The following is a 26,370-nucleotide window of genomic DNA, read 5'->3' as shown; positions in this document are numbered from 1 at the left end:
TATTTCAATGGCTGAACAATTCGACGTCGTCGTCATCGGTGCCGGCCCGGCCGGTTACCACGCTGCCATCCGCGCGGCCCAGCTTGGCCTGAAGACCGCCTGCATCGACGCAGCGCTGGGCAAGGACGGCAAGCCGGCCTTGGGTGGCACCTGCCTGCGCGTGGGCTGCATCCCGTCCAAGGCGCTGCTGGATTCCTCGCGCCAGTTCTGGAACATGGGCCACATCTTTGGCGACCACGGCATCAGCTTCAAGGATGCCAAGATGGACGTCGAGGCCATGGTTGGCCGCAAGGACAAGATCGTCAAGCAGTTCACCGGCGGCATCGCCATGCTGTTCAAGGCCAACAAGGTCGCCGCCTATTACGGCTTCGGCGAACTGCAGCCGGGCAACGTGGTCAAGGTCACCCAGCATGACGGTTCGGTCGTCGAGCTGAAGGGCACCAACGTCATCATCGCCGCCGGTTCGGACTCGATCGAACTGCCGTTCGCCAAGTTCGACGGCGAGACCATCGTCGACAACGTCGGCGGCCTGGACTTCACCGAAGTGCCGGCGCGCCTGGCCGTGATCGGCGCCGGCGTGATCGGTCTGGAACTGGGCAGCGTGTGGAAGCGCCTGGGTTCGGAAGTGACCATCCTGGAAGCGCTGCCGGACTTCCTGGCGGCGGCTGATACCGAAGTGGCCAAGACCGCCGCCAAGGAATTCAAGAAGCAGGGCCTGGACATCCGCCTGGGTGCCAAGGTCTCCAAGGCCGAGGTGACCGGCAAGGGCAAGAAGAAGGAAGTCGCCCTGACCTACACCGACGCCGAAGGCGAGAAGTCGCTGGTGGTGGACAAGCTGCTGGTGGCCGTCGGCCGTCGCGCCGCCACCAAGGGCCTGCTGGCCGAAGGTACCGGCGTCAAGATCAACGAGCGTGGCCAGATCGAAGTCGACGCGCACTGCCACACCGGCGTCAATGGCGTCTGGGCGGTGGGTGACTGCGTGCGCGGCCCGATGCTGGCGCACAAGGGCTTCGAGGAAGGCATCGCGGTTGCCGAACTGATCGCCGGCCTGCCGGGCCACGTCAACTTCGACACCATTCCGTGGGTCATCTACACCGAGCCGGAGCTGGCCTGGGTCGGCAAGACCGAGCAGCAGCTGAAGGCCGAGGGCATTCCGTACAAGGCCGGCAGCTTCCCGTTCGCCGCCAACGGCCGTGCCGTGGCGATGATCGAGCCGGCAGGCTTCGTGAAGGTTCTGGCCCACGCCGAAACCGATCGCATCCTGGGCATGCACCTGGTCGGCGCCAACGTGTCCGAGCTGGTGCACGAAGGCGTGCTGACCATGGAGTTCAGCGGTTCGGCCGACGACCTGGCGCGCATCTGCCACGCCCACCCGTCGCTGTCGGAAGTGGTGCACGACGCGGCAATGGCCGTGAGCAAGCGCGCGATCCACAAGGCGAACTGATCCATCTGATGGTGCCGGCCGCTGGCCGGCATCCCCGGATGCTGAAAACCCCGCCTCGGCGGGGTTTTTTGTTGCACGTTGACTGCAGAACAAGGGCGGAGCCCCTTGGCATCCGGCGCGCGGCAGGCAAGCGGTGTCACCCTCACCCTCACACGGGCGTCGACCTCCAGTGCGGTAGGCTCACCCCTGAGGTCGCGTTGCATCGCCAAGCCACGGATGCGCGACAGGTGGTGCTCCCGCACCTGCTCGTGGGGCTGCTCAGACAGTGGAGATCTCCATGGAAAACGAACGAATCGAGACTCGCGGCGAAGATGGCCGAAGAGTCTTGGTGTTCAAGTTCTGGCCGCACTTCGACGCAACGATTCTTCCCGGCACAAGCCTGGTCGAAGGCCTGCCGAGGTATGCGCTGGCAAATGGCAACTCCGTAACCTTCAACGGCGTGGATTTCGAAATCGCCGCGACCGGCGAAGAGCTGGTCCGGTCGTTGGCCATCAGGCGACCGCCATCGGGCTGATTCATCTGATGCTGCTTGACCGAAGATCGGCCTCCTGCTTCAACGCTGCTGCGGGGTCCGTTTCCGATCCGTGGCGTCCAGCTCTGGCGGATCGTCACAGATCCGGTGCTGGGCGATCACCTCACCCACCTTCCATTCCTTCACCACCCTGCAGCGTTCCTTCCCCGCATCCTTGTCGGTCGTTTTGACTTCCGCCTTGCCGGCAGGGTGCTGACGCTCAAGGTAGGCCGACGGCGGTTGCTTGGCCCAGGCCGGCGCCGCCATCAGCAGCGCCAGCGTCGCGATGGCCAGCGACCTCATGCCGTCACCGCGCTGCGGCCACCGCCCAGCAACCGCGCCGGCAGCATGAACAGCGCGCGCAGGAAGGCGAACAGGGCCGAGAAGGTGATGCCGACCAGGCGGAACGGCAGGCTCAGCAGCCACACGAACGGCCAGGCCACCAGCGCCAGGATCGCCAACGGCCAGCACAGCACGAACAGCAGGCACCACACACCGAGCGCAAACAAGGTCTTCATCACAGGCTCCCTCGGCGGCACCCCGCCGCCTGTCGTCACCTTGGCGCCCTGCCCCAGCCCAGGCAAACGGTTTGCGACGAAACCCGGCTGGGGGCGATGAAACCGGTGGTGCTGCCGGTTCATTGGGTTGCCGGCCAGCGGCCGGCACTACCAGTCGCGCGCAGCGCGGGTTTTCTGAGATCGCTACGAAGAGCAGCCGAGCGTGGGCTCGGCTCTACAGGACCGGCACTGCGCCAGGACGACCGTGGCTCACCTGGAAGCACGCGGCAGTGCGAACTTCTGCATCACGCCGCAGCACACTGTCGGCGAAGCGCAGTTCCGCGTCCACGGTCTGCCGGTTCAACTGCAGCTTCCACCAGCCACGCCGGTCACCATCGAAATAGCGGATGTGTGGATTCTGCGGGATCGACGGGCCGTAGTACGGGCCATACGGTGTGTCATCACCACCGCTGCTGATCGCCGGGGCGATGAACTCGGTGGCGATCACCGGCGCATCCGCGGCATCGAAATCCAGCTTCAGGTCATTGACGAACGTGGAGTGCCAGTCGCCGCCCAGCACGATGGCGTTGCCCTGCCCACCAGCCTGCATCGCCTGCAGCAGGCGCTTGCGGGCGGCCGGGTAGCCATCCCAGGCGTCGTTCCAGAAACGTTCGCGCGGCGTGCCCTGCTCCAACCGCAACTGCGCCATCAGCAGCTGCTGCACCACCACGTTCCAGCGCGTTCCCGCCGCGTCCGCCATCGACTGCGCGAACCAGGCCTCCTGCCCCACCCCGAGCATGCTCATGCGCGGGTCCAGGGCCGCGTCGCAGCGTGGCGATTCGCCGACGCCACAGGGGTTGGCCGGACGGAACTGACGGCAGTCCAGCAACGTCAGCTGGGCCAGGTCGCCGTAGCGCAGGCGGCGGTGCACGCGCAGGCCACCGTTGCCGGCGGGCGTGCTGCGCATCGGCAGATGTTCGTAGAACGCGCGATACGCAGCGGCGCGGCGAACGATGAAGTCCTCGGTCGGCACGTCGCTCTTTTCCGGATGGATGCCGGAATAATCGTTCTGCACTTCGTGGTCGTCCCAGATCACCGCGAAGGCGTGCGCGGCGTGCGCGGCCTGCAGGTCCGGGTCGAGCTTGTACAGCGCGTACTGGTCGCGGTAACGCTCCAGGCTGAGGGTTTCACCGCTGAAGCGCTGTGCATCCAGGGTGCTGCCACGCGCGTTCTGCAACGGGCTGTATTCGTACAGGTAGTCACCGGCGTGCAGCACCAGATCGACATCACTGTGGGCGATATCCGCCAGTACCGGATAGTAGCCGCTGTTCCAGGCCTGGCAGGTGCACAACGCCAGCCGCAGCTGCTGCAGCTGCGCATCGGGCAGCGGCGCGGTGCGGAAATGCCCGATCGGACTCTCCTCGCCGCCGTCGCAGGCAAATCGATAGTAGTAATCGCGGCCTGGACGCAGGCCGGTCACTTCCACGTGCACCGAATGGGCCAGCTCCGGCACGGCCGCCGCCACGCCACGCTGCACCAGCCGGCGCATCGCTGGATCTTCGGCAATGAACCAGCGCACCGGGATCGCGCGCGACGGCATGCCACCGCCATTGAGGGGATCCGGTGCAAGCCGCGTCCACAGCACCGCGCCCTGCGGATCCGGATCACCCGCGGCGATGCCGAGGGTGAACGGATCGCGCCCCAGTCGCGGCCGCGGACCGGCGGCAGCGACGCCAGGCATGGCCGCCAGTGCGATCGCCGCTCCGGTCCCCTGCCAGGCCAGGCGCAGCAGACGACGGCGGGTTTCCGGATCGGCGATGCGCTTCATCAGAAGCGCACGGTCGCGGTGGCCATCACCTGCCGCGGCGCACCGACCTGCATGGTCGCCAGGCTGCGGGTCGGATCAGCGGCATAGGTGCCGTTGGTGTTGATGGTCGCCAGATACTGCTTGTCGGCCAGGTTGGTCAGGTTCAGCGCCAGGGTCAGGTTCTGCGCCGGGCCGAGCTTGCCCATGTCATAGGCCACCGACGCATTGATCAGCCAGTAGCTCGGCACGGAGACGTCATTGGTGTAGGTCACGTAGCGCTTGCCGACGTGGTTGGCGGCCAGGCGCAGGTCCCACGGGCCCGGCGTCCACGCCAGGGTGCTGGCAAACATCCATTCCGGCGTGTCGACCGTCTTCTTCCCACGGGTCGGCACCACGCCGTTGTTGACGTAGTCGTTGTCGTAGCTGCTGTCATTCCACGACAGCGCATTGGACCAGATCAGGTCGCGCATCGGCTTCAGCTGCAGGGTCGCCTCGGCACCGCGGCTGGTCACCGAACCCACGTTGGAATACAGCGCCGGGCAACCGAGGATGCCGACGCACTGGGCGATGGCCAGCAGGCGGTTGTCGAACTTGACGTCATACACCGCGACCGAGGCTTCATAGCCCTGGCCGTAGCCGCGCCAGCCCAGTTCGATGGTGCGCGACTGTTCCGGCTTCAGGTCTTTCGCACTGGCGTCGAACGCCACCTGCGGAACATTGAACGGACTGCCCACGCCCAGCGCATAGGCCGCGATGTTCTTCGCATAGGAACCGAAGATTTCATTGCGCTCGTCCAGCTTGAAGTTGAAGCCGGCCTGCGGCAGCAGCCCCTTCTTCGCGGTCAGGCTGCTGTTGCTGGCATAGCTGCCCAGTGGCGTGCGCACACTCGTGCGGGTGTTGGGCGACTTGGCGCCGATGTCGATGGTCAGGCGATCATCGAACAGGCGGAAGCGGTCCTGCACGTAGAACTGACGGGTGATGGTGGTGTAGCGCTGGTGCCACACGCGCTGGTCCGGATTGCGCAGGAAGAAGTCGTCGGTGATCGGCCCATCGATGTAGTAGAAGTTGCGCTGCACGCTATGGCCGTTGTCTTCGTACCAGAGGCCCGCTTCCAGCTCATGGCCGCCGACGTTCCAGGTGAACGCCGAGGTCACGCCGGTGCGGTCGATCGCATATTCGGTGGTACGGATCGAAATCGGAATCTCGCGGCTGGTGCCCGGGTTGGACGGATTGGACGGGCTGAACCAGTGGCCCTGGCCGCGGTTGCTGTGGTTGTAGACGTTGACCTTCAGGCGCATCGTCTCGTTGAGGCCGAAGTCACCGGCGATGCTGGAGACATCATCATTGCGCAGGCCATGACCCGAGTAATACGCATCCCACGGGCTGTTGACGCCGCCGCTGTACTGGCCTCGCGCAGCGGCCAAGGCACGGTTCCAGTCCGGCGCATAGTTGTCCCAGTTCCAGCCCAGGCGACCGATCATCTCCAGCGACAGGTCCTGGTAATCGGCCTCGACCCGGCGCGAGGCGTTGAACAACGCGGTGATCCGGCTGTCGACGCCGAAGTTGTAGGTCGCCTTGCCGTTGAACTGCTTGAGTTCATGCGAGCCCTTGCCCTTCCACTTGTCGCTCTCCGAATACGCACCGGACAGATAGGCGGCGAAGCCCTGGTGCTCGCCGGTCTCCAGGCGTGCATAGCTGCGGCGCGCGCTGTCACTGCCCAGGCTCTGCGCCAGCACGACACCGTATTCGGTGGAGGGATCGATCGAATAGAACTGGAACACGCCACCCAGGTTGCTGGTCGACGGGGTGCCCAGCGCGCCGATGCCGGTGGAGACCTCGGCACCGCCCAGGTTCTCGCTGATCACCGCGCGGCTGATGTGCAGGCCGTTGCTGTTGCCATAGCTCATGTTGCCCAGCGGGATGCCATCGAGGGTGTAGCCCAGGCGGTTCTGGTTGAAGCCGCGCAGGCTGATGCTGGTGGACCACTCGTAGGCACCGGTGGCATCGGCCGATTCGAAATGCACGCCCGGCTTGCTGGCCAGCAGCTTCAGCGGGTTGGCGCCGGGCGGCAGCACCTTCATGTCCTCGGCGGTCACGCGCTGGACCTGGCGCGCCTCGCCCCGGCCGATCACCGAGACCGAATCCAGGGTAGTGGCCGACTGTGCGTCGACGGCAGGAGCGGTTTCAGCGGCGGCCAGCGAAGGCAGTGAGGCACAGACCAGCAGGGCCAGCAGATTGCGGCGAAGCGGAGCATGGCAAGACATGGGGGATTCCTTGGGCGCGCTGGACGCCGAAGGGCGGCGTCAAAAGAGCAGCAGCGGCGGAATCGTAGAAGCGTTGCGTTACATGTCATTTACACGCCACGTACGGATTTTTGGCGATCCGGACGGAGAACATGAGGTCGCGGGCCCGAACGAAAAGAGCCGAGCGTGGGCTTGGCTCTCCAGGGCGCGCCGGAATCGTCGGTTATTCGAACGAACCGACCGAATCGTGGGCCAGGTTGTCGAAACGGGTGTACTCGCCGAAGAACTTCAGCTTGCACGAGCCGGTGGGGCCACCACGGTGCTTGCCGATGATGATCTCGGCCAGGCCCTTGTCCGGCGAATTTTCCTTGTTGTAGTAATCGTCGCGGTAGATGAAGACGATCATGTCCGCATCCTGCTCGATTGCGCCCGATTCGCGAAGGTCGGCCATCACCGGGCGCTTGTCGGTACGCGTTTCCAGCGAGCGGTTGAGCTGGGACAGCGCGATGACCGGCACGTGCAGTTCCTTGGCGAGGCCCTTCAGCGAACGCGAGATCTCGGAGATTTCGGTCGCACGGTTTTCGCTGTTGCCCGGCACGCTCATCAGCTGCAGGTAGTCGATCACGATCAGGCCCAGATCGTGCTCGCGCTTGAGGCGGCGGCACTTGGAACGCAGGATCTCCGGCGACACGCCCGGCGTATCGTCGATGAAGATCTTGGTTTCCTTCAGCATCTTGATCGCACCGGTCACCCGGCTCCAGTCCTCGTCTTCCAGCTGGCCGGTACGCAGGCGCTGCGCGTTGATGCGGCCATTGGAGGAGATCAGGCGCATCGCCAGCTGCGATGCGGACATTTCCATCGAGAACACCGCTACGCCCTTCTTCGACTTGATCGCCGCGTACTCGGCGATGTTCAGGGCGAAGGTGGTCTTGCCCATCGCAGGACGCGCGGCAAGGATGATCAGGTCGGTCGGCTGCAGGCCGGCGGTCATCGCATCGAAATCGGTGTAGCCGGTCGGCAGGCCGGTGATGTTGCCGCCATTCTCGAAGCGGTTGCGCAGCTCTTCGAACGCGTCCTTCAACGCGCCGGGCATGGCCACGAAGTCGGTACGGCCGCGCGCGCCCTGTTCGGCAATGGCGAACACGCTCTTTTCCGCAGCAGACAGCAGCTCGCTGCTGTCGCGGCCCTCGGGCTGGAAACCGTCGTTGACGATGTCGGTGCCGACCTGGATCAGCTGCCGCAGCACCGCCTTGTCGCGCACGATCTCGGCATAGGCCACGATGTTGGCCGCCGACGGCGTGGTGCTGGCCAGTTCGATCAGATAGGCACCATCACCCACCAGCTCCATCTTGCCCTGCGATTCGAACCACTCACCCAGGGTCACCGCATCGAAGGGGCGCTCGCGCTCGGACAGCTCGCGGATCGCCCGGTAGATCATCTGGTGGTCGCGGCGGTAGAAGTCACCCTCGGTCAGCTGGTCGTTGACCCGGTCGTAGGCGTCCGGTGCCAGCATCAGGCCGCCCAGCACCGCCTGTTCGGCCTCCACCGAGTGCGGCGGCACGCGCAACTGGTCGATACGCGATTCATCGCGATCGCGATCAAAGCCATCGCCGCGCTCTCTGCGGTTGGAACGGAAGCCGGAACGGGCGGACATGCTGCGGTGTTTCCTGCAAAAGGGGCCAGACGAGTGTAGGCATGCGCCGACCCCGGCGGCCATGGACAAATCTGTGGATAAGCCGTGGAAAAACGGGGGATATCCGCCTGAGCCTGTCCAGACTGGCGCGGGGACGTCGCATTGCCTGCGACGGGCGTCGTTGCGACGCCCGCAGCGGAGCATTATCGCAGATGAGGACCGCGGCCGCTGCCGTCAATCGCCCTTGGCATGCACCGCGATCAGCGCAAGGAACCGGTCCACGTAGCCCTGCAGGAAGGTCTGCGTGCCTTCATTGTGGATCGTGCCGTCGGCATCGATCAGGCCATCCTTGAAGTGGATGAACGCCTCTGGCTGGCCAAGCACGTGCATGTCCAGGAAGGCCAGGCTGTTGCGCAGGTGCTGCTGGGCCACCGCCGTGCCGATCTGGCCGATGGAGGCGCCGATCACCGCCGCAGGCTTGCCGGCGAAGGCACTGTCGCCGTAGGGGCGCGAGCCGATGTCGATCGCATTCTTCAGCACGCCTGGCACGGAACGGTTGTACTCGGGGGTAACGAACAGCACGGCGTCGGCGGCGCGCACCTGGTTCTTCAGGCGCGTGCCCTGCGCCGGGTAACTGGCGTCGAAATCCTGGTCATACAACGGCAGGTCGCCGATCTGCACGTACTGGAAGCGCGCCTTGTCGCCGGCCAGCTTCTCCAGCGCGTGCGCCAGCTTGCGGTTGCAGGACTCTTTGCGCAGGCTGCCGACGAAAACGGCAATGGTGGGGACGGACATCAGGACATACTCCTCACGGTGCGGGAGAGTCAGCCTAGCGGCCGCGCCCTTCCCCGCCGGTGAAGATCAGCCGCGCTGGACGCCTGCGCGCACCTGCCGCCAATGGTCCTGCCAGGCCTGGAACATCAGCACGTTCCACAGGTGCGTGTGCCACTTGCGCTGGCCGCCCAGGAACTGCTGCCACAGCGGCTGCACGGCCGCGGCCGACAGCACCCCTTCCCGTTCCAGCCGCGCAGGCTGCAGCAGCTCGTCCGCCCAGGGCTTCAGATCGCCCTTCAGCCAATCACTGACCGGCGCGCCGAATCCACGCTTGGGCCGGTGCACCATCGACTGCGGCACGTACCGCCCCAGCACGCGCTTGAGCAGCACCTTGCTGGTCGATTCACTGCGCTTGAAGCCCAGCGGCAGCGACCACGCGAATTCGGCCACGCGCCAGTCCAGCAAGGGCGCGCGCGCCTCCAGGCTGACCGCCATCGAGGTGCGGTCTACCTTGCACAGCAGGTCGTCGGGCAGATAGCTGACGAAGTCGGCCAGCATCATCGCATCGGCCGGCGTACCGGCACCATGCAGCGGATCGGCCAGATCGTAGAAGCTGCCCGCCTCGCTCGCACCGATCACCGCCGCCGCCGGATCGCGCCAGCGCGAAATGCGGTTGCGATACACATCGCCGATGCCGCGCGCGCCGGTTTCCGCCAGCAACGCGGCCAGCCCACCAGTGCGCGACGCTTCACCCTGCTGGTGCGCACGCGCGCCCATCCAGCGCCGCAACGGCGCGGGCACCCGTCCCAGCATCTGCCAGTTGCGCAGCGCGCGTACATAGCGGGTATAGCCGAAGAACAGCTCATCGCCGCCATCGCCGGACAACGCGACGGTCACGCCCTGCCGGGCGAGGCGGGCGACCAGCGCGGTCGGCACCTGCGAGGCATCGGCGAAGGGTTCATCGAACATCGCCGGCAGCTGCGGCACCACCGCCAGCGCATCTGCGCCGCTGACGTACAGTTCGGTGTGATCGCAGCCAAGGTGGGTGGCCACTTCCCTGGCCAACGGCGCCTCGTCGTGATGGGAGCCGCTGAAGCCGATGCTGAAGCTGTGCACCGGCTGCCCGCTCTGCGCCTGCATCAGCGCCGCCACCAGTGACGAATCGGTGCCGCCGGACAGGAACACACCCACCGGCACATCGGCCACCATGCGCAGCGCCACCGCATCCCGCAGCAGGTCATCCAGCTGCTCCTCGGCCTCCTCGATGCGGCCCTGGAACGGTGCGGCCAGTGCGGCCTGCATGCGCGCACGCGCGTCCCAGTACGGGCGCTGTGCCTGCTCTGGGCGATGTGCGCTGGCCCCTGCCGCCACGGCCGCCGCATCCAGCCGCAGCACGCGGCCAGGCATCAGCTTGTAGCAGCGCTGGTGGATGCTGTGCGGTGCGGGGATGTAATCCAGCCGCAGCAGCAGCGTCAGCGCGTCGCGGTCGATATCGTTGTCGAAATCCGGGTGCTGCCACAGCGCTTTCAGCTCGGAACCGAACACCAGCGCATCGCCGGCCCAGCCGTAGTACAGCGGCTTCTTGCCGACCCGGTCGCGGGCCAGCCACAGGCACTGTTCCTGGCGGTCCCACAGGGCGATGGCGAACATGCCGTTGGCACGCTGCAGGGTGTCCTCGACGCCCCACTGCAGGATCGCGGCCAACAGCACCTCGGTATCGGAATGGCCACGGAACGCATGGCCCAGCGGCTCCAGTTCGGCGCGCAGGGCGGCGAAGTTGTAGACCTCGCCGTTGTAGGCCATCACATAGCGGCCGTCGGCCGAGGCCATCGGCTGGTGGCCCAGCGGTGAAAGATCGAGGATGCTCAGGCGCCGGTGGGCCAGGGCAATGCCGGCGGCGGCATCGACCCAGGTACCGCCGTCATCCGGCCCGCGATGGTGCAGCGCCTGGCCCATGGCCAGCGCCTGCGCCTGCAGGACCTCGGCCGGCGTCTGTGCCGCCGGCAACAACATTCCCGCCAATCCACACATGCATCAGGGTTCCTGCGCCAGGTCGAGGGCGGCGCCAATCACTGCATTGTCGCTTGGAAGCCCGAACATTGCTGCCCCCGCCAGCGGCGTATAGGTATCGGCACCGCAGACCCGGCGCACCGGCAGGTGGCCATGGCCGGCCTCGACCAGCGCGGTGATCACGCCTTCGCCGACGCCACCGCTCTGCCTGCCCTCGTCCAGCACCAGCGCCCGCTGCGCAGTGGCGGCCTGGGCGCCGATGAAGGCGGCATTCAACGGCACCAGCCAGCGCAGGTCGACCACACGCACCTGCCAGCCCAGCTGCTGCTCGATAGCGATAGCTGCGCGCAGCGCCATCGGCACACCGTTGCCGTAGGTGAAAATCACCAGATCGGTGGCATCTGGCGCATACACCCTGCCCTCGCCCAGCACCAGCGCCTGCCCGGGTGCGGGGTAGTCAAACAACCACTGGCCGTCGCCGGCCGTGTGCAGATCCTTGGTCATGTACAGGGCGATCGGTTCCAGGAACACCGCTACCCGGCCATCCACGCGGGCCAATGCCGCCAAAGTGCGCAGCATCATCACCGCATCATCGCCACGCGACGGGCACCCCACCACCAGCCCCGGGATGTCACGCAGCGCCGTGATCGAATTGTCGTTGTGGAAATGACCGCCGAACCCCTTCTGGTAGCCCAGCCCGGCCACGCGCACCAGCATCGGGTTGCGGAACTGGTCATTGGAGAAGAACTGCAGCGAGCAGGCCTCGCCGCGCAGCTGGTCGATGGCGTTGTGCAGGTAGGCCAGGTACTGGATTTCCGGAATCGGCAACATGCCCATGTTGGCCAGCCCCTGGGCCATGCCCAGGATCATGGTCTCGTCCAGCAGCGTATTGAACACCCGGCGCGGGCCGAAACGCCGCAGCAGGTCGCGCGTCACCGTGTAGACGCCGCCCTTCTGCGCGACGTCCTCGCCAAACAGCAGCGCCTGCGGATACTTGCCCAGCAGTTCCTGCAGCCCGTGGTTGATCTGGATCGCCAGGTGCCGCGGTGGTTGCCGTTCGGGCAGCGCGTCGGCGCCGCCGTACAGCGCCTGCCGGGCCTCGACGGGCGCCACGCGCTCGGCCTCGGCCTGCACCGCAGCGGGCGTATGGGGAGCCAACGGCGTGAGCACTTCCTGCAGTGTCTGCAGCTTCGGACGCGTATCGGCATCGATGGCGGCAGCCATGCAGCGCGCGCGCAGGGTTTCATAGGCGGCCTCGACGCCCGCCGCGTCCATCCAGCCCGATTCCAGTGCGATCTGCGCCGAGCGCAGCAGCGGATCCTGCGCCTCGGCTGCGCACAGTTCCGCCAGCGCGCGCCATTCCACTTCGAAGTCGGTGCCAGCGTGGCCCATCAACCGCGTGGTCCGCAGGTGCAGGAAGGTAGGCCGACGCGTGCGCCGGCAATGCTCGACCGCCGCCTGCACCTGCGCGTGTCCGGCGGCCAGGTCCAGGCCATCGGCGAAGAAATAGTCCAGGCCCGGTTGCCGGCTGAAGCGCTCTGCGATCCATCCCTCAGGTGTCTTCACCGAAATGCCGAGGCCGTTGTCTTCGCACACGAACAGGATCGGCACCGGCAGCTTCTGGTACGCCGACCACATCGCGGTATTGAATGCGGTCTGCGCGGTGGCATGGTTGGCCGAGGCATCGCCGAAGGAGCACATCACGATGCTGTCGGCCGGAATCGGCAGCGGCTGGCCCAGGCGCCTGCCACTCTCTATCGCCAGCGCCGTACCGAGCGCCTTGGGCAGGTGCGATGCGATGGTCGAAGTCTGCGGCAGCACCCACAGCGGCTTGCTGCCCCACACTTTGTGACGGCCGCCACTTGCCGGATCGTCGGCACTGGCGGCGAAGGACAGCGCGGCGTCGCGCACGGGGTCCATGCCTGGCACCAGCCGTGCGCGTTCGGCCATGAAGGCGCCGGAACGGTAGTGCAGGAATGCGGGGTCGGTGTGCCGGCAGGCGCGCGCAAGCAGCGCGTTGCCTTCGTGACCGGAGGAGCCGATGGTGTAGAAGACCTTGTTCTGCACGCGCAGCACGCGCGCCATCAGGTCCAGCTGGCGACTGAGCAGCTGCGATTCAAACAATTCACCGAAGGCGGCGGCCGTCAGAGTGCTGCCCGGCAGGATCGGCGCATCCGGCGCCGGTCGCGGTCGCGGCATGCCGCGCCAGGCGCGTACGGTCTCGAGGAAATTGACGTCACAGACTTCGGCGCGGTTGAGGCCGCGCATGCGTGCGGGAATGGGATCTGGAACCACAGCGAACATCGAACACCCTCCGTGCCGTTGTTGCGAACCGTGGCGCCGATCGTGCTCGACCCTTCTGCCGGTCGAGCACGACCGACGCTGCAGGGGAATCAATCCGGTGCGTTGAACCGCGCGCGCACCTCAGCGGTCACTGCGGGCATGGGCACGAAGCGAGGCTGCGCACGCACCCGCTGCAACCAGGCCTGCACCTGTGGGAATGCATCCAGCGCGATGCCACCGTCGGCAGCGACATCGGAGTAGGCGAACAGGGCGATATCAGCGATACCGTAATCGGCACCGGTGAACCACTGTGCCTGCCGCAGATGCTGTTCCATCACCGCCAGCGCGCTGGCAGCGCGCTCATGCAGGCGCGGCAGTTCAGCACGGCGTGGCGAGTCGGCCGGCGTCCAACCGCGGATGAAGCGTGCCACCGCCACGCACGGCTCATGCGTGTACTGCTCGAAGAACATCCAGCTCAATGCCTGCGCACGCTGCCAGCCGTCGGCGGGAAGATACGGCGTGCCCTCGGCCAGCCAGAACAGGATCGCATTGGATTCAGTCAGCACGCGGCCGTCGTCGCGCACGATCAACGGCACCTTGGCATTTGGATTGAGGGCGAGAAATTCCGCGGTATGGGTCTGGCCGTGGGCACTGTCCACCTCCACCCAGCGGTAGCGGCTGCCGAGCTGTTCCAGCAACAGGCGCACCTTGTGGCAATTGCCCGAGACCGACATGCCATGCACCGTCAACGGAATGCGCTCTTCCACCATTGCCTGCTCCAGGGAGGTCCCGGCCTGCAGCCGGCTGCCCGCAGTCTGGCAAGCAGCCCGGCGATTGCCAAGCGCGGGTGCAGCATGGCGGGCGATGCATCGTGTAGATGCCGAGCCCATGCTCGGCTGCTGCTGGCCAAATGCAGCCGGGCATGGGCTCGGCTCTACAACAGCGAACGGCGCTGTTGCCACTGCCCGCGCGATTGCCCCCAGATTTCCAACGGCTTGCCTTCGTACGGCGGTGGCAACTGCCCCATGCGCAGCAGCGTACTGCCCAGCTTGCGCGCAACCGCTTTCGAGTTCTCGTTGTCTTCGGCGATGGTGTGGATCACCTCGTCCCAGCCCAGCGTATCGAACGCCCAGTCGATGGCTGCGATCGCCGCCTCCGGTGCGTAGCCCTTGCCCCAGCTGGCACGGCGGATGCTCCAGCCGACCTCGGTACCGGGCCAGTCCTGCGGCTGCCAGGGTCCCATGCGGCCGATCCATTCACCGCTGGATTTCTCGATCACGCTGAACATCGAGAAGCCGAACAACTGCCACGCGCCGGCCAGGCTGCAGAAACCGCGCCATGCCACCGAGGGTGCCTGCACGCCACCCAGCGTGCGCATCACCTCTTCGTCGGCACAGAACGCCAGATAGGGTGCGTAGTCCTGCCGCTGCGGCGGGCGCAGGATCAGGCGTTCGGTTTCGATGCGCAGGTCGAAGATGCTCATGCGGCCATGGTAGATCCACGTCACCCGTGGATGCACCCCACCCATGCAAAAAAAACAGGCCGGCAAAAGCCGGCCCGTTCGATGCTGCGTCGCAACCTGGGATTACTGGCGGTTGGCCGTCGAATCCGCAGCGGCGGCGGTCTGGGTGACCAGCTGCCCATCCACCACCGGCAGGCGATCGCTGGCCGGCTTGTTGTCCAGGCGCACGGTCTTCTCTGCACCGTCGTAGCGGTAGGTCACGTTGTAGCCCTTGACCACATCGCTGGTGCCCATGGCAATGCGGTTGCCCGGCTTGCTGCCCATGCGCATGGTACCGGTGGTGCCGTCTTCATTGCGGTAGGTCACGTTGTAGCCGGTGACACGGCTCGACTCGGAGGTCGCCGTTTCGGTGTGGCACTGGCGCTCGGTGCGGTTGACCACGCGGCCACCCACATGGCGCTTGTCCACCTGGTTGCCGATGAAGCCACCGGCCACGGCACCTGCGGCAGTTGCAGCCTTCTTGCCGTTGCCGCCGCCCACCTGGTTGCCCAGCAGGCCGCCGACCACGGCGCCAACCACGGTGCCACCGACGTTGCCATCACGCTCGGGCAGGCGCTCCTGCACCACCACGTCCTGACAGACCTCATGCGGGGTCTGGGTGGTGGACGTTTCGCGTACCGGATCGGTGCCGATCACGGTCGCATAGGCCTTCTGCTTCTCGGTGATCGGATCGACCTTCAACACGTCGGCGTATTCCAGGCCACGCGGCGCACTGGCGTCCACGGCGTCGCCACGCGCGCCATCATCGGTGGCATTGCCATCGACCAGGCGCGATTCACTCGGGTTTCCGGCGCTGAGCTGCTCAGGCGACTTGTCGCCACTCTTCATGAAGGCGGCGGTTGCGATACCACCGACCAGCAGCGCGCCCGCTGCGACCAGGACAGTTGTAGTTGTGCTTTTCATGACCTGCTCCTTGCGGACCGTCCGCAACGTTCTCAGGCCAGATTGCAGCATGCGGTGCCTGAACGGAATCTCCACATTTCCTGCTCACCGCCGTAACCCATTCAGCATCGGGAAATGCTGGGCCCGTGGTAGCGTTTGCACATTCCCCCCAGGAGGACCCCGTGATGGCCAACCCGATGCTGCTGCCGGTCCTGCAATGGGCGCGCCGGCTGCGCTACCCCACCCTGTTCAAGCTGACCGCCGGCCTGTTCGCGCTGACCCTGTTCATCCCCGACCCGATTCCGTTCGTCGACGAACTGATGCTGGGCCTGGGCACCCTGCTGCTGGCCAACTGGAAGAGCCGCAGCGCGACCACGCCACCGCCGCTGGAGCAGCGTTGAACCTGCTGGTCGACAGCCACTGCCATCTGGATGCCAGCGAATTCGACGTTGACCGCGAGGCGGTCATCGACCGCGCACGCGCTGCCGGCGTGCAGTGGCAGGTGGTGCCGGCCGTCACTGCGGCCAGCTGGCCAAAGCTGCGCGCGGTCTGCCAGCAGGCGACGGGCCTCTACCCCGCCTATGGCCTGCACCCGATGTTCCTGGACCAGCACCGGCCCGGACACCTGCCGCAGCTGCGTGAATGGATCGAGCAGGAGCGACCCTGCGCGATCGGCGAATGCGGACTGGATTTCTTCGTCGAGGGCCTGGATGCCGAGGCCCAGCAGGACTATTTCCTCGGCCAGCTGAAGCTGGCGCGCGAGTTCGATCTGCCGGTGATCGTGCATGCCCGCCGTGCAGTGGATGCGGTGATCGCCGCGATCCGCCGCATCGGTGGCCTGCGCGGAGTGGTCCACAGCTTTTCGGGCAGCCCGGAACAGGCCGCGCAGCTGCACAAACTGGGATTCCTGCTCGGCCTGGGCGGACCACTGACCTACGAGCGCGCCCAGCGCCTGCAGCGGCTTGTCCGCGAGATGCCGTTGCAGCAGTTGCTGCTGGAGACCGATGCGCCGGACCAGCCCGACGCGGGTATCCGTGGCCAGCGCAACGAGCCGGCGCGGCTGGCGGTCATCGCCCGCCACGTCGCCGCGCTGCGCGGAATGGACATTGAAGACGTGGCGCGGGCCACCACGGACAACGCGCGGCGGCTGTTCAACCTGCCCGCCCCGTAACGGTAGTGCCGGCCGCTGGCCGGCAACCCGCGAACGTTTGAATCAGCGCAGATGCCGGCCAGCGGCCGGCACTACCCGATCACACCCCGGCCTCTGCCTCAACCGCTTCGGCTTTCACCTTCTTCGGCTCCAGCAGCATCTCCAGCGCCTTGCCCACCGCCGCGAACGCGAACGCGCCGGTAATGTGGGTGGCTGCACCCAGGCCAGCGCCGCAATCCAGCTTCAGGGCCGCATCCGCGCCCAGGTTCGGCCGCAGGCCACAGACGCTGCCGTCGGCCTGTGGATACTTCACGTTCTCCAGCGAATACACCGCCGGCACGCCGAAATAGCGCTTGGCATTCTTCGGGAAGTTGAACTCGCTGCGCAGCTTCTTGCGGATCAGCGCCAGCATCGCGTCATGCTCGGTGCGCGAGACATCGCGGATGCGCACCAGGGTGGGATCGGTACGGCCACCCGCCGCGCCGACGGTCAGCAGCGGCAGCTTGCGGCGGCGGCACCAGGCGATGGTTTCCACCTTCACCCGGAAGCTGTCGCAGGCATCGATCACCAGGTCGAACCCACGGTCCAGCAGTTCGGCCATGTTGGCCGGGGTCAGGAACGCCTGCACGGCGTCGACCTCGATCTGCGGATTGATCGCCCGGCAGCGCTCGGCCATCGCCTCGGCCTTGTTGCGACCGTAATTGCCCTCCAGCGCCGGCAGCTGCCGGTTGGTGTTGGATACGCAGATGTCATCGGCATCGATCAGGGCCAGATGGCCGACCGCCGAGCGCGCCAGCGCCTCCACCACCCACGAGCCCACGCCGCCCATGCCGACCACGGCGACACGGCTGCCCTGCAGGCGCTCGAGCGCGCCGACGCCATACAGCCGTTCGATGCCGGCGAAGCGTTGTTTGACCTGTTCGTTCATCGGGCTATTTTAGCGTGCAGATCCCCTCGCTACTGCACGCCGACACCGAACCCACCGTTGCACGCCCGGAGCGCCCGCCATGAGTGCCAGCCCACCCCGCCGCCCGTCCACCGCCTACCGCTATCTGTTCGTACTCGGCCTGGGCCTGCTGATCGGCCTGATCACTACGGTGATGGTCGGCCGTGCCCTGCAGGCGCGCCGCGATCCGTTCCCGGACAGCCTGATGCAGGTGATGCAGCGGCAAGCGGATCTGCTGCTGCAGGCGCAGCAGCAGAACCGCTGCAGCCTGGCCGACAGCGTCCCGCGCCTGCAGGTGCTGCGACTGCTGTCCAACGACCTGGACCTGGCCTTCCCCGGGTTGAAGGACAGCAGGCAGTTCCAGCAGCACGCCAGCCAGTACCGCGCCGACCTCAATACGGCTTTGGCCAGCCCTCCCACCGACTGCACCGCGTTGGCGCAGCAGGTGCAGGCACTGCAGGACGATTGCCGGGCCTGTCATCAGGACTTCCGCTGATTCATCTTCGAGTGGGCGAAGGCCGATGTGGTTGGCGCCTTGTTCACGTTGAAAAGAGGAGGATTCGCTCACCCTGCTGCATGACGCAGTACCACCCAACGCACCCGCCTTCACGGCCAGGAGACGCCCCATGAAGATCCAGCTCATCGCCGCCAGTGTCATCGCAACCGTCGGCCTGGCCGGCTGTGCCACCTCGCCGGGCTATGGCGGTGGTGGTTACAACAACAGCGGCTACAACAACGGCGGCTACGGCAACAACTCCGGTTACAACCAGGGCCGTTGCGCCGACTGCGGCATCGTCACCCGCATCAATGCCGTGCAGTCTGGCCGTACCGCGCCTTCCGCCACCGGCGCGATCCTCGGCGGCATCGTCGGCGCGGTTGCCGGCCATGAGATCTCCGACCACACCGGCGGCAGCCGCGGCAACAAGAACATCGCCGCCGCCGCCGGCGCCGTGGGTGGTGCACTGGCGGGCAACCAGATCCAGAAGAACGTCACCAGCGATACCTACGACATCAGCGTGCGCATGGATGACGGCCGCACCATCGTGGTCAACCAGCGCGACCTCGGTGGCATCCGCGAAAACACCTATGTCCGCGTGGTCAACGGCAAGGTCGTCCTGCGCTGAACCGCATCGGGCCCCGGCCGAACAGAACCGGAGCAACAAAAAAAGGCCCGCTTGCGCGGGCCTTTTTCATGCCGGCGAGCGGCAGGTATTACGCCGGCTGGACCTTGTCGGCCTGCAGGCCCTTCTGGCCCTGCACGACTTCAAAGCTTACAGCCTGGCCTTCCTTCAGGCTCTTGAAGCCCTGGGTCTCGATGGCGCGGAAGTGCACGAACACGTCCTCGCCATTCTGTCGGCTGATGAAGCCGAAGCCCTTGGCATCATTGAACCACTTCACGGTACCGTTCTCGCGATCAGCCATCTCACTAACTCCCTTTGACTCTCTACTTGTTGTTGGATACGCCTGTTGGGCGGCTGACAAGCAAGGGGGAAGCGAGGTGCATCGATGCAGCGGATCGGAACGATCTTGCTTCATCAGGCCACGATCCACGGTGACCTTGCCAAGCTCAGCGTCTGCAACTTAACCCGACCAAAACGAAAAAGCAACTGGCAAAAACCTTTCACTGTCAACCCCAAAAAGACAACCATACTGGACAGCATGGACCTCTCATTCATCTTGTATCTGCTAGCGGTCATTTTTGTCCTGATCGGCATCGCAGGCATCGTCCTGCCGGCCCTGCCGGGCACCCCGCTGGTCTTCGTCGGATTGGTGCTTGCTGCGTGGGCAGACGGCTTCGTCCATGTCGGCTGGCCCACCCTGCTGATCCTCGGCGTACTGACCGCGCTGTCGCTGCTGGTCGACGTGCTGGCGACCGTGGTTGGCGCCAAGCGCGTGGGCGCCAGCCGCAAAGCGCTCTGGGGCACGTTCATCGGCAGCATCGTCGGCCTGTTCTTCATGCCGATCGGTTTGTTCGCCGGGCCCTTGCTCGGCGCCCTGCTGGGCGAGTACTGGCATACCCGCGAGCTCGGCCGCTCGACCAAGGTCGGGCTGGCCACGTGGCTTGGCATCCTGCTGGGCCTGGCATTGAAGCTGGCGCTGGTGATCGCGATGCTGGGCCTGTTCGCCTTCGCCTGGTTCCTGTGAAGCATGCCGCCTTCACGCAGCGCGCACGCATACGCCGGGCATAAACCCGTGGGGCTGGCCGTTACCGGAAGCAGCCGCCACACTGTCCCTCTTTCCGCATTCATTCCGAAGGGCCTGCTGCAATGACCCTCTCTCCGTTGTTCCCCCGCCTTGCACCGCTTGCGTTGGCGCTGGCCAGCGCGCCACTGGCAGCGCAGGAATTCGCGCCCAGCGCCGAGGCCTCGCCGGCCGCCTGCGCAGCCATCACCACCGATGCCGCACGCCTGGCCTGCTACGACCGCCAGTTCGGGCGCACGCCGCAGGCCACCGCCGAAGCTGATGCGGCCGCCGAAGCCGCCGCCCAGGCACGCCGCGAGCAGCGCAACACCACGCGGGTAAGCCAGGGCGAGGAAAAACTGCGCGAACGCGTCAGCGATCTGTTCCGTTCCGAAGCGCCGGACAGCGCCCTTGCCAATGCAGGCCGTGGTTCGCTGCTGGACAGCCGCTGGGAACTGGCCGAGGACTCCAAGCTGGGCCCGTTCCAGTTGCGTGCGTACAAGCCCGTGTACCTGCTGCCGGCCTTCTGGACCAGCGACCGCAACACCATGCCGCACTCGCCGAACCCGGCCAACAGCGTGACCACCCCGCAGGTGCTGGACAGCGCCGAGCTGAAGTTCCAGATCAGCTTCAAGACCAAGATCGCCGAGAACCTGTTCGGCGACAACGGCGACATCTGGGCCGGCTACACCCAGAGTTCGCGCTGGCAGGCCTACAACGGCGAGGACTCGCGCCCGTTCCGCGAGACCAACTACGAGCCGGAAGTGATGATGGTGTTCCGCAACGGCTACTCGATCGGTGGCTGGCGTGGGCGGATGACCGGCATCAGCCTCAACCACCAGTCCAACGGTCGTGCCGATCCGCTGTCGCGCAGCTGGAACCGGGTGATCCTCAATGTCGGCCTGGACCGCGAGAACTGGGCGCTGGTGCTGCGTCCCTGGTACCGCATTCCCGAGACCCGCAGCGACGACAACAACCCGGACATCGAGGACTACATGGGCCGCGGCGACGCGACCCTGACCTGGAACCGCAAGGGTCACGAGGTCTCGTTGATGGCGCGCCACTCGTTGCGTACCGGTGACCGCTCGCACGGTGCCCTGCAGCTGGACTACGGCTTCCCGATCAGCAATCTGCTGCGCGGCCATGTGCAGATCTTCGACGGCTATGGCGAAAGCCTGATCGACTACAACCACAAGGCCACCTATGTCGGCGTGGGCGTGTCCCTGCTGGAATGGTTCTGATGGAGGTGACGATCTGGCACAACCCTGCGTGCAGCAACTCGCGCGGGGCGCTCAAGCTGATCCGCGACGCGGGTGTCGAACCGGTGGTGATCGAGTATCTGGGCAGCCCGCCCGACGTGGCCACGCTGCGCCAGGTGCTGGCGGAATCCGGCCTGGCAGCGACCGGACTGGTTCGCAGCAAGGAACCCGAGTTCGCCGCACTGGGCCTGCAGGGAAGCGACGACGACGCCCTGCTGGCCGCCATGGCCACCCACCCACGGCTGATCAACCGCCCGGTGGTACGCAGCGCCAAGGGCACCCGCCTGTGCCGCCCCCCGGAAACGGTGCTGGAGATCCTGTAACACGCCCCGCGTTGGTAGAGCCGAGCCATGCCCGGCTCTACAGAACAGGTTACCGCCAGTCGGTGATGCCTTCGCGGCGATAGACCTCGGCGAACGCCGGGCGCGCTTTCATGCGGTCCGCATACGCCTTCAACACCGGCCAGTGGTCGCTGGGCGTGGGCATGTTGCGTGACCAGCGCATCAGCATCACCAGCATGAAATCGACCACGCTCGGCGCATCGCCGAGCAGGTAGGGACCGCCGCTCTGCAGGTGCGTGGCAACGTGCTGCCACGCCGCTTCCAGTTGCTGCCGCGCCATCGCACGCACGGCCTCCATGCACTCGCCACCCGCCGCTTCGTGCGCGTAGAACCAGGCACGGTACGCCGGCTGCACGGTGTTGGCGCACCAGAACATCCAGCGATAGGCATCGCCGCGTGCCGGCGTGCCGACGGCAGGCAACAACCCAGCCTGCGGATGACGGTCTGCCAGATACAGCGCGATCGCGGCCGCCTCGGTCAGCACCTGGCCGTCGATCAGCAGGGTCGGCACCTTGCCGGCCGGATTCAGGGCCAGGTAGTCGGCCGACTTGTGCTCGCCCGTGTCGAAATCGAGAAGCACCAGTTCGTGCTCGATGCCCAGCTCGATCAGCAGCCAGTGCACCACCAGCGATGCGGTGCTGGTGGAACCATACAAGGTGGTGCGCATATGACCGGTCCTGTGCGGGGAACGGCTGATTATGCGCGCTGTTGCCGGCTCGGTCAGCCGCAGCTGCCCATGCAGGTATCACGACGCTCGCCACAACCCATCATCGGCGCCCGCAGCGTGCAGTCGTGCGCCTTCAATTCGCAGGAACGGCGCAGTTCCGGATGCTCGATGTCCTTGCAGCGCTTGTCCGGCGTCGGTGCCACCTGCTGCTCGCAGCTGGATTGGCGACTGCCGATCCCCTGGTCCTCGGCCATGCAGCTGCGGTAGCTGGCCTGGCACTGCATCTGGCACTGGGCACCGGCGCTGAAGCCGCCCCCACCACCATACGAGGAAGACGAAGTACTGCATCCAGCAAGCACCAGCAGGCCGACAAAGCAAAGGCTGCGCAACAGGTTCACAGGACACTCCTTGTTCAATAGACCGGAAGACTGCCGGAAGAACGGGTTTCGCTCACTGATCCGCCGCAATCGAGCACACACTGGGCCCGGGTCGCATCACAGGCGCGCGTATCGGCTGCAACGGCGCAGTATGCGCCGGCGCCGCGTGCGCCCTCGCAACGATGCCGCATCTTCTCGTCAGCAATATCGCTGCACTTGTCGATCACGCGCGCTTTGCCCGCCTGACAGCTCTGCTGCGCCGTTTCGGCCATCGAGCGCGCCTGACCCGCACATTGCAGATGCCGCTGTGCACACCCTGCCGCACACACGCGGCCGGCCTCGCTGGTGGGTTGCTCCACGTAGTACTGCGGCGCGCAGCCCGCCAGCAACAGGATGGCAACTACAACAAGAACTGCACTTGTTCCTTGACGCACAAGCAGCTTCCCTTCCGTGGCAACGCGCACACCCTAGCAAAGCAGCGCCAGTGCAAACGTTAAACGAAGAACGGCGCCACCAGGGCGCCGTTCTGCAATCGGACAGGCATGGACGAGGCCGCGCCGATCACTCCACCACGACAGGAATCTTGCCGATGCGGGCCTGCCATTCGCGCGGGCCGGTCTTGTGCACCGACTCGCCGGTGGAATCGACGGCCACGGTCACCGGCATGTCTTCCACGGTGAACTCGTAGATCGCTTCCATGCCCAGGTCGGCGAAGCCGACGACCTTGGCCGCCTTGATCGCCTTGGACACCAGGTAGGCCGAACCACCGACGGCCATCAGGTAGGCCGACTTGTGCTTCTTGATCGCTTCGATCGCGGCCGGGCCGCGCTCGGCCTTGCCGACCATGCCCAGCAGGCCGGTTTCGCTCAGCACCTGTTCGGTGAACTTGTCCATGCGGGTGGCGGTGGTCGGACCGGCCGGGCCCACCACTTCGTCGCGCACAGGATCGACCGGACCGACGTAGTAGATGAAGCGACCCTTGAGATCGACCGGCAGTTCCTCGCCCTTGTTGAGCATGTCGACCATGCGCTTGTGCGCGGCGTCGCGGCCGGTCAGCAGCTTGCCGTTGAGCAGCAGGGTCTGGCCCGGCTTCCAGCTGGCCACGTCTTCCGGCGTGATCGAGTCCAGGTCCACGCGGGTGCCCTTGGAGGCGTCGTAGGTCAGCTTCGGCCAGTCCTCCAGCGACGGGGGGTCCAGCATCACCGGGCCACTGCCGTCCAGGGTGAAGTGCGCGTGGCGGGTGGCCGCGCAGTTCGGAATCATCGCCACCGGCAGGTTGGCCGCGTGGGTCGGGTAGTCGTTGATCTTGATGTCGAGCACCGTGGTCAGGCCACCGAGGCCCTGTGCGCCGATGCCCAGCGCGTTGACCTTCTCGTACAGCTCCAGGCGCAGCTCTTCGATGCGGTTGGACGCACCGCGGGCCTGCAGCTCGGTGATGTCGATCGGCTCCATCAGCGCCTCCTTGGCCAGCAGCATCGCCTTCTCGGCGGTGCCACCGATGCCGATGCCGAGCATGCCCGGCGGGCACCAGCCTGCGCCCATGGTCGGCACGGTCTTCAGCACCCAGTCGACGATCGAGTCGGACGGATTGAGCATGGCGAACTTGGTCTTGGCTTCCGAACCACCGCCCTTGGCAGCGACGATCACTTCCACGGTGTTGCCCGGCACCACCTTGACGTTGACCACGCCCGGGGTGTTGTCCTTGGTGTTGATGCGCTTGCCGGCCGGATCGGCCAGCACCGAGGCGCGCAGCTTGTTGTCCGGGTACAGGTAGGCGCGACGGATGCCCTCGTTGGCCATGTCTTCCACGCCCATGGTGGCGTCATCCCAGCGCACGTCCATGCCGATTTCCAGGAACACGGTGACGATGCCGGTGTCCTGGCAGATCGGCCGGTGGCCTTCGGCGCACATCCGCGAGTTGATCAGGATCTGCGCGATCGCCTCCTTCGCTGCCGGCGACTCCTCGCGCTCGTAGGCGGCGGCAAGGTTCTTGATGTAGTCGACCGGGTGGTAGTACGAGATGTACTGCAGCGCGTCGGCGACGGACTGGATGAGGTCTTCCTGCTTGATCGATGTCACGGATTGCTCGCTTGCTGAAGGCTGGCGGGGGTAATCCGCCCATTTTACCCCCTCCCTCGGCGGCGGGGTGGCAGTGCTGGCCGCAGGCCGGCAAGATCTGAGCCCTGCCCTCTGTCACGCCACGCGCCGCTACGGCGTCCTTGCCAACATGAACGCCGAAACCCCCTTCCATACCCACCGCCCGCGCCTGATGGCACTGGCCTATCGCCTGCTGGGCAGCCGCACCGACGCCGAAGACGTGGTGCAGGACGCCTGGCTGCGCTGGTCCGGTGCCGATACCGCGGCCATCGCCGACCCGGAGGCGTGGCTGGTGACCACCACCACCCGTCTGGGCCTGGACCGGCTGCGTGCGGCCAAGCGCGAGCGCGCGCACTACGTGGGTCCGTGGCTGGCCGAACCGCTGGCGATCACCCTCGAACCTGATCCGGCGCCCGGCCCGGCGCAGCTGCACGCGCTGGCCGATGATGTCTCGGTGGCCTTCCTGACCCTCCTCGAACAGCTCGGCCCGGAGGAGCGCGCCGCCTTCCTGCTGAAGGAAGCCTTCGACCACAACTACCGCGAGATCGCCGATCTGATCGGCCACAGCGAGGCCAACTGCCGCCAGCTGGTGCACCGGGCCCGGCAGCGCCTGCAGGCCGGGCGCCCGCGCTTCAATGCCGACGCCAGCCAGCACCGGCAACTGCTGGCGCGTTTCATGGACGCCTCCCAGCGCGGCGACAGCGAGGCGATCCAGGCGCTGCTGCATGCCAACGCGCTGCTGGTCTCCGATGGCGGTGGCGTGGTTACTGCGGCGGTGCGTCCGCTGCTGGGCGCCGAGCGCATCGGCCGTCTGTTCTGGGCCATCGCCCGCCGCGGCGCAGCGCATCCGGCGCAGCTCGGCTACGTCAACGGCGAACCGGCGATCCTGCGTTTCCATGGCGACCGCCTGCATTCGGTGACCACCATCGAGGTGGTCGATGGCCGCATCGCCAATCTCTACAGCGTGCTGAATCCAGAAAAACTGCCTGCGGTTGTCACGCGCGCCGACACTGCGGCGTCCTTGTAACGAAAGGCGGCCATCGTGGCCGCCGTGGAGCTGAAGATGTCCAACCACGCCTCTCCCCGCGTTCCTTACGCCCGCCTGGCCGCTGATGCCTTCAAGGGCCTGCTGGCCACCAGCAAGGCGGTACATGACAGTTCGATCGATCCGACCCTGATGGAACTGGTGTTCCTGCGCGTGTCGCAGCTCAACGGCTGCGGCTACTGCATGGACATGCATGCCACCACGCTGCGCAAGGGCGGCATCGAGCCACGCAAACTGGATACGTTGCCGGCCTGGCACGAAAGCCGCTTCTTCGACGACCGCGAACGCGCGGCGTTGGGCTGGGCCGAGGCCCTGACCCGGTTGACCGACGGTGCGCCGTCGCAGGCGGCGTTCGATGCGCTGGCGCCGCACTTCGATGAGAAGGGCATCAGCGACCTGAGCATGGGTATTGCCGTGATCAATGCCTGGAACCGGCTGGGCGCTGGGCTGCTGCCGCCGCTGCCGTAAGGGGGCCAGCCGGGTGGGTCAGGTTCCTGCAGCTGTCGGTAGGTGTCGACCTTGGTCGACACGGTAGATCCACGCCATGCGTGGATGTGGACGGGTCGGACCCCTTCGCACTGCGAAGGGCTCTGATCCAGTTTGGGTCGCTGGGTCAGAGCCCTTTGCCGCGCAAAGGGATCTGACCCCGGTGTCAGCCACACGGCTGCGCTGACCCCACCTGCACGTATCAGGCGCGCACA

The 26,370-nt window shown here is 66.3% G+C and carries 28 protein-coding genes; 11 read left to right on the top strand and 17 right to left on the bottom strand.

The annotated features are described in order from the left end of the window. Positions 1 to 7 precede the first annotated feature (7 nt). Both lpdA and GIW57_RS15460 read left to right on the top strand, forming a co-directional pair. Positions 8 to 1,444: a dihydrolipoyl dehydrogenase gene (gene lpdA / locus GIW57_RS15465; protein WP_032951934.1), complete on the top strand. Its 1,437-nt coding sequence runs from the start codon at positions 8 to 10 to the stop codon at positions 1,442 to 1,444. Between the two features lie 277 nt (positions 1,445 to 1,721). Further along, positions 1,722 to 1,958 (top strand): hypothetical protein, encoded by a 237-nt coding sequence (locus tag GIW57_RS15460; RefSeq protein WP_157804825.1) that lies wholly within the window; start codon positions 1,722 to 1,724, stop codon positions 1,956 to 1,958. A 39-nt stretch (positions 1,959 to 1,997) separates the two neighbouring features. Here GIW57_RS15460 and GIW57_RS15455 read toward each other — a convergent pair whose 3' ends face one another. From GIW57_RS15455 to GIW57_RS15405, 11 genes are all read right to left on the bottom strand, one after another. Further along, a complete protein-coding gene (locus GIW57_RS15455) occupies positions 1,998 to 2,258 on the bottom strand; it encodes a hypothetical protein (protein ID WP_236511879.1) in 261 nt (86 codons plus the stop codon). After that, positions 2,255 to 2,473 (bottom strand): hypothetical protein, encoded by a 219-nt coding sequence (locus tag GIW57_RS15450; protein WP_236511878.1) that lies wholly within the window; start codon positions 2,471 to 2,473, stop codon positions 2,255 to 2,257. The genes GIW57_RS15455 and GIW57_RS15450 overlap by 4 nt, the downstream gene beginning before the upstream one ends. Positions 2,474 to 2,687: 214 nt before the next feature. After that, entirely contained in the window at positions 2,688 to 4,280 is a 1,593-nt protein-coding gene (locus tag GIW57_RS15445) for an alkaline phosphatase D family protein (RefSeq protein ID WP_236511876.1), read from the bottom strand. Beyond that, positions 4,280 to 6,523 carry a TonB-dependent receptor gene (locus tag GIW57_RS15440; RefSeq protein WP_236511874.1) on the bottom strand — a complete coding sequence of 748 codons (2,244 nt, stop codon included), beginning with the start codon at positions 6,521 to 6,523 and terminating at the stop codon, positions 4,280 to 4,282. Before GIW57_RS15440 ends, GIW57_RS15445 begins: the two co-directional genes overlap by 1 nt. Positions 6,524 to 6,725: 202 nt before the next feature. Next, complete coding sequence (locus GIW57_RS15435; RefSeq protein ID WP_099821134.1) at positions 6,726 to 8,156, bottom strand: replicative DNA helicase; 1,431 nt, start codon at positions 8,154 to 8,156, stop codon at positions 6,726 to 6,728. A gap of 213 nt (positions 8,157 to 8,369) precedes the next feature. Continuing rightward, entirely contained in the window at positions 8,370 to 8,930 is a 561-nt protein-coding gene (locus GIW57_RS15430; RefSeq protein ID WP_100460492.1) for an NAD(P)H-dependent oxidoreductase, read from the bottom strand. A 66-nt stretch (positions 8,931 to 8,996) separates the two neighbouring features. Then, positions 8,997 to 10,940 (bottom strand): asparagine synthase (glutamine-hydrolyzing), encoded by a 1,944-nt coding sequence (gene asnB, locus GIW57_RS15425; protein WP_236511872.1) that lies wholly within the window; start codon positions 10,938 to 10,940, stop codon positions 8,997 to 8,999. 3 nt (positions 10,941 to 10,943) lie between these two features. After that, a complete protein-coding gene (locus tag GIW57_RS15420) occupies positions 10,944 to 13,223 on the bottom strand; it encodes a thiamine pyrophosphate-dependent enzyme (RefSeq protein ID WP_236511870.1) in 2,280 nt (759 codons plus the stop codon). 89 nt (positions 13,224 to 13,312) lie between these two features. Continuing rightward, positions 13,313 to 13,972, bottom strand: a complete 660-nt coding sequence (locus GIW57_RS15415) for a glutathione S-transferase family protein (RefSeq protein WP_236511869.1) — start codon at positions 13,970 to 13,972, stop codon at positions 13,313 to 13,315. A 164-nt stretch (positions 13,973 to 14,136) separates the two neighbouring features. Then, on the bottom strand, positions 14,137 to 14,685 hold the full coding sequence (locus tag GIW57_RS15410; RefSeq protein ID WP_236511867.1) for a GNAT family N-acetyltransferase: 549 nt from the start codon (positions 14,683 to 14,685) through the stop codon (positions 14,137 to 14,139). 102 nt (positions 14,686 to 14,787) lie between these two features. Beyond that, on the bottom strand, positions 14,788 to 15,627 hold the full coding sequence (locus GIW57_RS15405) for a glycine zipper 2TM domain-containing protein (protein ID WP_108265666.1): 840 nt from the start codon (positions 15,625 to 15,627) through the stop codon (positions 14,788 to 14,790). A 164-nt stretch (positions 15,628 to 15,791) separates the two neighbouring features. Here GIW57_RS15405 and GIW57_RS15400 point away from each other — a divergent pair, with 164 nt between their 5' ends. Continuing rightward, positions 15,792 to 16,007, top strand: a complete 216-nt coding sequence (locus GIW57_RS15400; protein ID WP_100460497.1) for a DUF6116 family protein — start codon at positions 15,792 to 15,794, stop codon at positions 16,005 to 16,007. Continuing rightward, entirely contained in the window at positions 16,004 to 16,777 is a 774-nt protein-coding gene (locus tag GIW57_RS15395; protein WP_100460498.1) for a TatD family hydrolase, read from the top strand. Before GIW57_RS15400 ends, GIW57_RS15395 begins: the two co-directional genes overlap by 4 nt. 79 nt (positions 16,778 to 16,856) lie before the next feature. Here GIW57_RS15395 and GIW57_RS15390 read toward each other — a convergent pair whose 3' ends face one another. Beyond that, complete coding sequence (locus tag GIW57_RS15390; protein WP_089236156.1) at positions 16,857 to 17,684, bottom strand: tRNA threonylcarbamoyladenosine dehydratase; 828 nt, start codon at positions 17,682 to 17,684, stop codon at positions 16,857 to 16,859. 79 nt (positions 17,685 to 17,763) lie between these two features. Between GIW57_RS15390 and GIW57_RS15385 the strand changes: the two genes are divergently transcribed. Both GIW57_RS15385 and GIW57_RS15380 read left to right on the top strand, forming a co-directional pair. Continuing rightward, positions 17,764 to 18,198: a cytochrome c gene (locus GIW57_RS15385; protein WP_236511866.1), complete on the top strand. Its 435-nt coding sequence runs from the start codon at positions 17,764 to 17,766 to the stop codon at positions 18,196 to 18,198. A 130-nt stretch (positions 18,199 to 18,328) separates the two neighbouring features. Further along, positions 18,329 to 18,826 carry a glycine zipper 2TM domain-containing protein gene (locus GIW57_RS15380; RefSeq protein ID WP_236511864.1) on the top strand — a complete coding sequence of 166 codons (498 nt, stop codon included), beginning with the start codon at positions 18,329 to 18,331 and terminating at the stop codon, positions 18,824 to 18,826. 88 nt (positions 18,827 to 18,914) lie between these two features. Here the strand turns inward: GIW57_RS15380 and GIW57_RS15375 are convergent, their stop codons facing one another. Beyond that, positions 18,915 to 19,124 (bottom strand): cold-shock protein, encoded by a 210-nt coding sequence (locus tag GIW57_RS15375; RefSeq protein ID WP_025876765.1) that lies wholly within the window; start codon positions 19,122 to 19,124, stop codon positions 18,915 to 18,917. Positions 19,125 to 19,361: 237 nt separating this feature from the next. On the opposite strand from GIW57_RS15375, the gene GIW57_RS15370 reads away from it, so the two are divergent. The 3 genes from GIW57_RS15370 to arsC all read left to right on the top strand — a co-directional run bounded on the left by GIW57_RS15370 (position 19,362) and on the right by arsC (position 21,465). Beyond that, positions 19,362 to 19,847, top strand: coding sequence for a DUF456 domain-containing protein (locus tag GIW57_RS15370; RefSeq protein ID WP_236511883.1), 486 nt, complete (start codon positions 19,362 to 19,364; stop codon positions 19,845 to 19,847). Between the two features lie 122 nt (positions 19,848 to 19,969). Then, the gene (locus GIW57_RS15365; RefSeq protein WP_100460501.1) at positions 19,970 to 21,124 is read left to right on the top strand and encodes a phospholipase A; all 1,155 of its coding nucleotides are present in this window, start codon (positions 19,970 to 19,972) and stop codon (positions 21,122 to 21,124) included. Then, positions 21,124 to 21,465 carry an arsenate reductase (glutaredoxin) gene (gene arsC / locus GIW57_RS15360; protein WP_100460502.1) on the top strand — a complete coding sequence of 114 codons (342 nt, stop codon included), beginning with the start codon at positions 21,124 to 21,126 and terminating at the stop codon, positions 21,463 to 21,465. Before GIW57_RS15365 ends, arsC begins: the two co-directional genes overlap by 1 nt. A gap of 49 nt (positions 21,466 to 21,514) precedes the next feature. Here the strand turns inward: arsC and GIW57_RS15355 are convergent, their stop codons facing one another. From GIW57_RS15355 to GIW57_RS15340, 4 genes are all read right to left on the bottom strand, one after another. Continuing rightward, the gene (locus GIW57_RS15355; RefSeq protein ID WP_236511862.1) at positions 21,515 to 22,150 is read right to left on the bottom strand and encodes a glutathione S-transferase family protein; all 636 of its coding nucleotides are present in this window, start codon (positions 22,148 to 22,150) and stop codon (positions 21,515 to 21,517) included. A 53-nt stretch (positions 22,151 to 22,203) separates the two neighbouring features. Next, complete coding sequence (locus GIW57_RS15350) at positions 22,204 to 22,548, bottom strand: hypothetical protein (RefSeq protein ID WP_108265952.1); 345 nt, start codon at positions 22,546 to 22,548, stop codon at positions 22,204 to 22,206. Positions 22,549 to 22,562: 14 nt separating this feature from the next. Then, a complete protein-coding gene (locus GIW57_RS15345; protein WP_236511860.1) occupies positions 22,563 to 22,961 on the bottom strand; it encodes a hypothetical protein in 399 nt (132 codons plus the stop codon). A gap of 127 nt (positions 22,962 to 23,088) precedes the next feature. Beyond that, positions 23,089 to 24,606: a fumarate hydratase gene (locus GIW57_RS15340; RefSeq protein WP_100460510.1), complete on the bottom strand. Its 1,518-nt coding sequence runs from the start codon at positions 24,604 to 24,606 to the stop codon at positions 23,089 to 23,091. A 148-nt stretch (positions 24,607 to 24,754) separates the two neighbouring features. On the opposite strand from GIW57_RS15340, the gene GIW57_RS15335 reads away from it, so the two are divergent. Continuing rightward, complete coding sequence (locus GIW57_RS15335; protein ID WP_236511859.1) at positions 24,755 to 25,651, top strand: RNA polymerase sigma-70 factor; 897 nt, start codon at positions 24,755 to 24,757, stop codon at positions 25,649 to 25,651. Between the two features lie 36 nt (positions 25,652 to 25,687). Continuing rightward, on the top strand, positions 25,688 to 26,137 hold the full coding sequence (locus GIW57_RS15330; protein WP_230110898.1) for a carboxymuconolactone decarboxylase family protein: 450 nt from the start codon (positions 25,688 to 25,690) through the stop codon (positions 26,135 to 26,137). Positions 26,138 to 26,370 lie beyond the last annotated feature (233 nt).

It is taken from the genome of Stenotrophomonas sp. PA-6-5C (assembly GCF_021605635.1).
Taxonomy (GTDB): Bacteria; Pseudomonadota; Gammaproteobacteria; order Xanthomonadales; family Xanthomonadaceae; genus Stenotrophomonas; species Stenotrophomonas lactitubi.
The sequence above is the reverse complement of the archived record's forward strand: the minus strand, read 5'-3'. Positions and strand labels throughout refer to the sequence as shown.

Bases quoted from the DNA above. Each gene is read 5' to 3' on its own strand.
- GIW57_RS15400 (WP_100460497.1), top strand. From the start codon at position 15,792: ATGGCCAACCCGATGCTGCTGCCGGTCCTGCAATGGGCGCGCCGGCTG.
- GIW57_RS15380 (WP_236511864.1), top strand. From the start codon at position 18,329: ATGAAGATCCAGCTCATCGCCGCCAGTGTCATCGCAACCGTCGGCCTG.
- GIW57_RS15410 (WP_236511867.1), bottom strand. From the start codon at position 14,685: ATGAGCATCTTCGACCTGCGCATCGAAACCGAACGCCTGATCCTGCGC.
- GIW57_RS15385 (WP_236511866.1), top strand. From the start codon at position 17,764: ATGAGTGCCAGCCCACCCCGCCGCCCGTCCACCGCCTACCGCTATCTG.
- GIW57_RS15440 (WP_236511874.1), bottom strand. From the start codon at position 6,523: ATGTCTTGCCATGCTCCGCTTCGCCGCAATCTGCTGGCCCTGCTGGTC.
- GIW57_RS15330 (WP_230110898.1), top strand. From the start codon at position 25,688: ATGTCCAACCACGCCTCTCCCCGCGTTCCTTACGCCCGCCTGGCCGCT.
- GIW57_RS15370 (WP_236511883.1), top strand. From the start codon at position 19,362: ATGGACCTCTCATTCATCTTGTATCTGCTAGCGGTCATTTTTGTCCTG.
- GIW57_RS15450 (WP_236511878.1), bottom strand. From the start codon at position 2,473: ATGAAGACCTTGTTTGCGCTCGGTGTGTGGTGCCTGCTGTTCGTGCTG.
- lpdA (WP_032951934.1), top strand. From the start codon at position 8: ATGGCTGAACAATTCGACGTCGTCGTCATCGGTGCCGGCCCGGCCGGT.
- GIW57_RS15460 (WP_157804825.1), top strand. From the start codon at position 1,722: ATGGAAAACGAACGAATCGAGACTCGCGGCGAAGATGGCCGAAGAGTC.
- GIW57_RS15455 (WP_236511879.1), bottom strand. From the start codon at position 2,258: ATGAGGTCGCTGGCCATCGCGACGCTGGCGCTGCTGATGGCGGCGCCG.
- GIW57_RS15405 (WP_108265666.1), bottom strand. From the start codon at position 15,627: ATGAAAAGCACAACTACAACTGTCCTGGTCGCAGCGGGCGCGCTGCTG.
- GIW57_RS15365 (WP_100460501.1), top strand. From the start codon at position 19,970: ATGACCCTCTCTCCGTTGTTCCCCCGCCTTGCACCGCTTGCGTTGGCG.
- GIW57_RS15445 (WP_236511876.1), bottom strand. From the start codon at position 4,280: ATGAAGCGCATCGCCGATCCGGAAACCCGCCGTCGTCTGCTGCGCCTG.
- arsC (WP_100460502.1), top strand. From the start codon at position 21,124: ATGGAGGTGACGATCTGGCACAACCCTGCGTGCAGCAACTCGCGCGGG.
- GIW57_RS15355 (WP_236511862.1), bottom strand. From the start codon at position 22,150: ATGCGCACCACCTTGTATGGTTCCACCAGCACCGCATCGCTGGTGGTG.
- GIW57_RS15415 (WP_236511869.1), bottom strand. From the start codon at position 13,972: ATGGTGGAAGAGCGCATTCCGTTGACGGTGCATGGCATGTCGGTCTCG.
- GIW57_RS15430 (WP_100460492.1), bottom strand. From the start codon at position 8,930: ATGTCCGTCCCCACCATTGCCGTTTTCGTCGGCAGCCTGCGCAAAGAG.
- GIW57_RS15390 (WP_089236156.1), bottom strand. From the start codon at position 17,684: ATGAACGAACAGGTCAAACAACGCTTCGCCGGCATCGAACGGCTGTAT.
- asnB (WP_236511872.1), bottom strand. From the start codon at position 10,940: ATGTGTGGATTGGCGGGAATGTTGTTGCCGGCGGCACAGACGCCGGCC.
- GIW57_RS15435 (WP_099821134.1), bottom strand. From the start codon at position 8,156: ATGTCCGCCCGTTCCGGCTTCCGTTCCAACCGCAGAGAGCGCGGCGAT.
- GIW57_RS15335 (WP_236511859.1), top strand. From the start codon at position 24,755: ATGAACGCCGAAACCCCCTTCCATACCCACCGCCCGCGCCTGATGGCA.
- GIW57_RS15375 (WP_025876765.1), bottom strand. From the start codon at position 19,124: ATGGCTGATCGCGAGAACGGTACCGTGAAGTGGTTCAATGATGCCAAG.
- GIW57_RS15420 (WP_236511870.1), bottom strand. From the start codon at position 13,223: ATGTTCGCTGTGGTTCCAGATCCCATTCCCGCACGCATGCGCGGCCTC.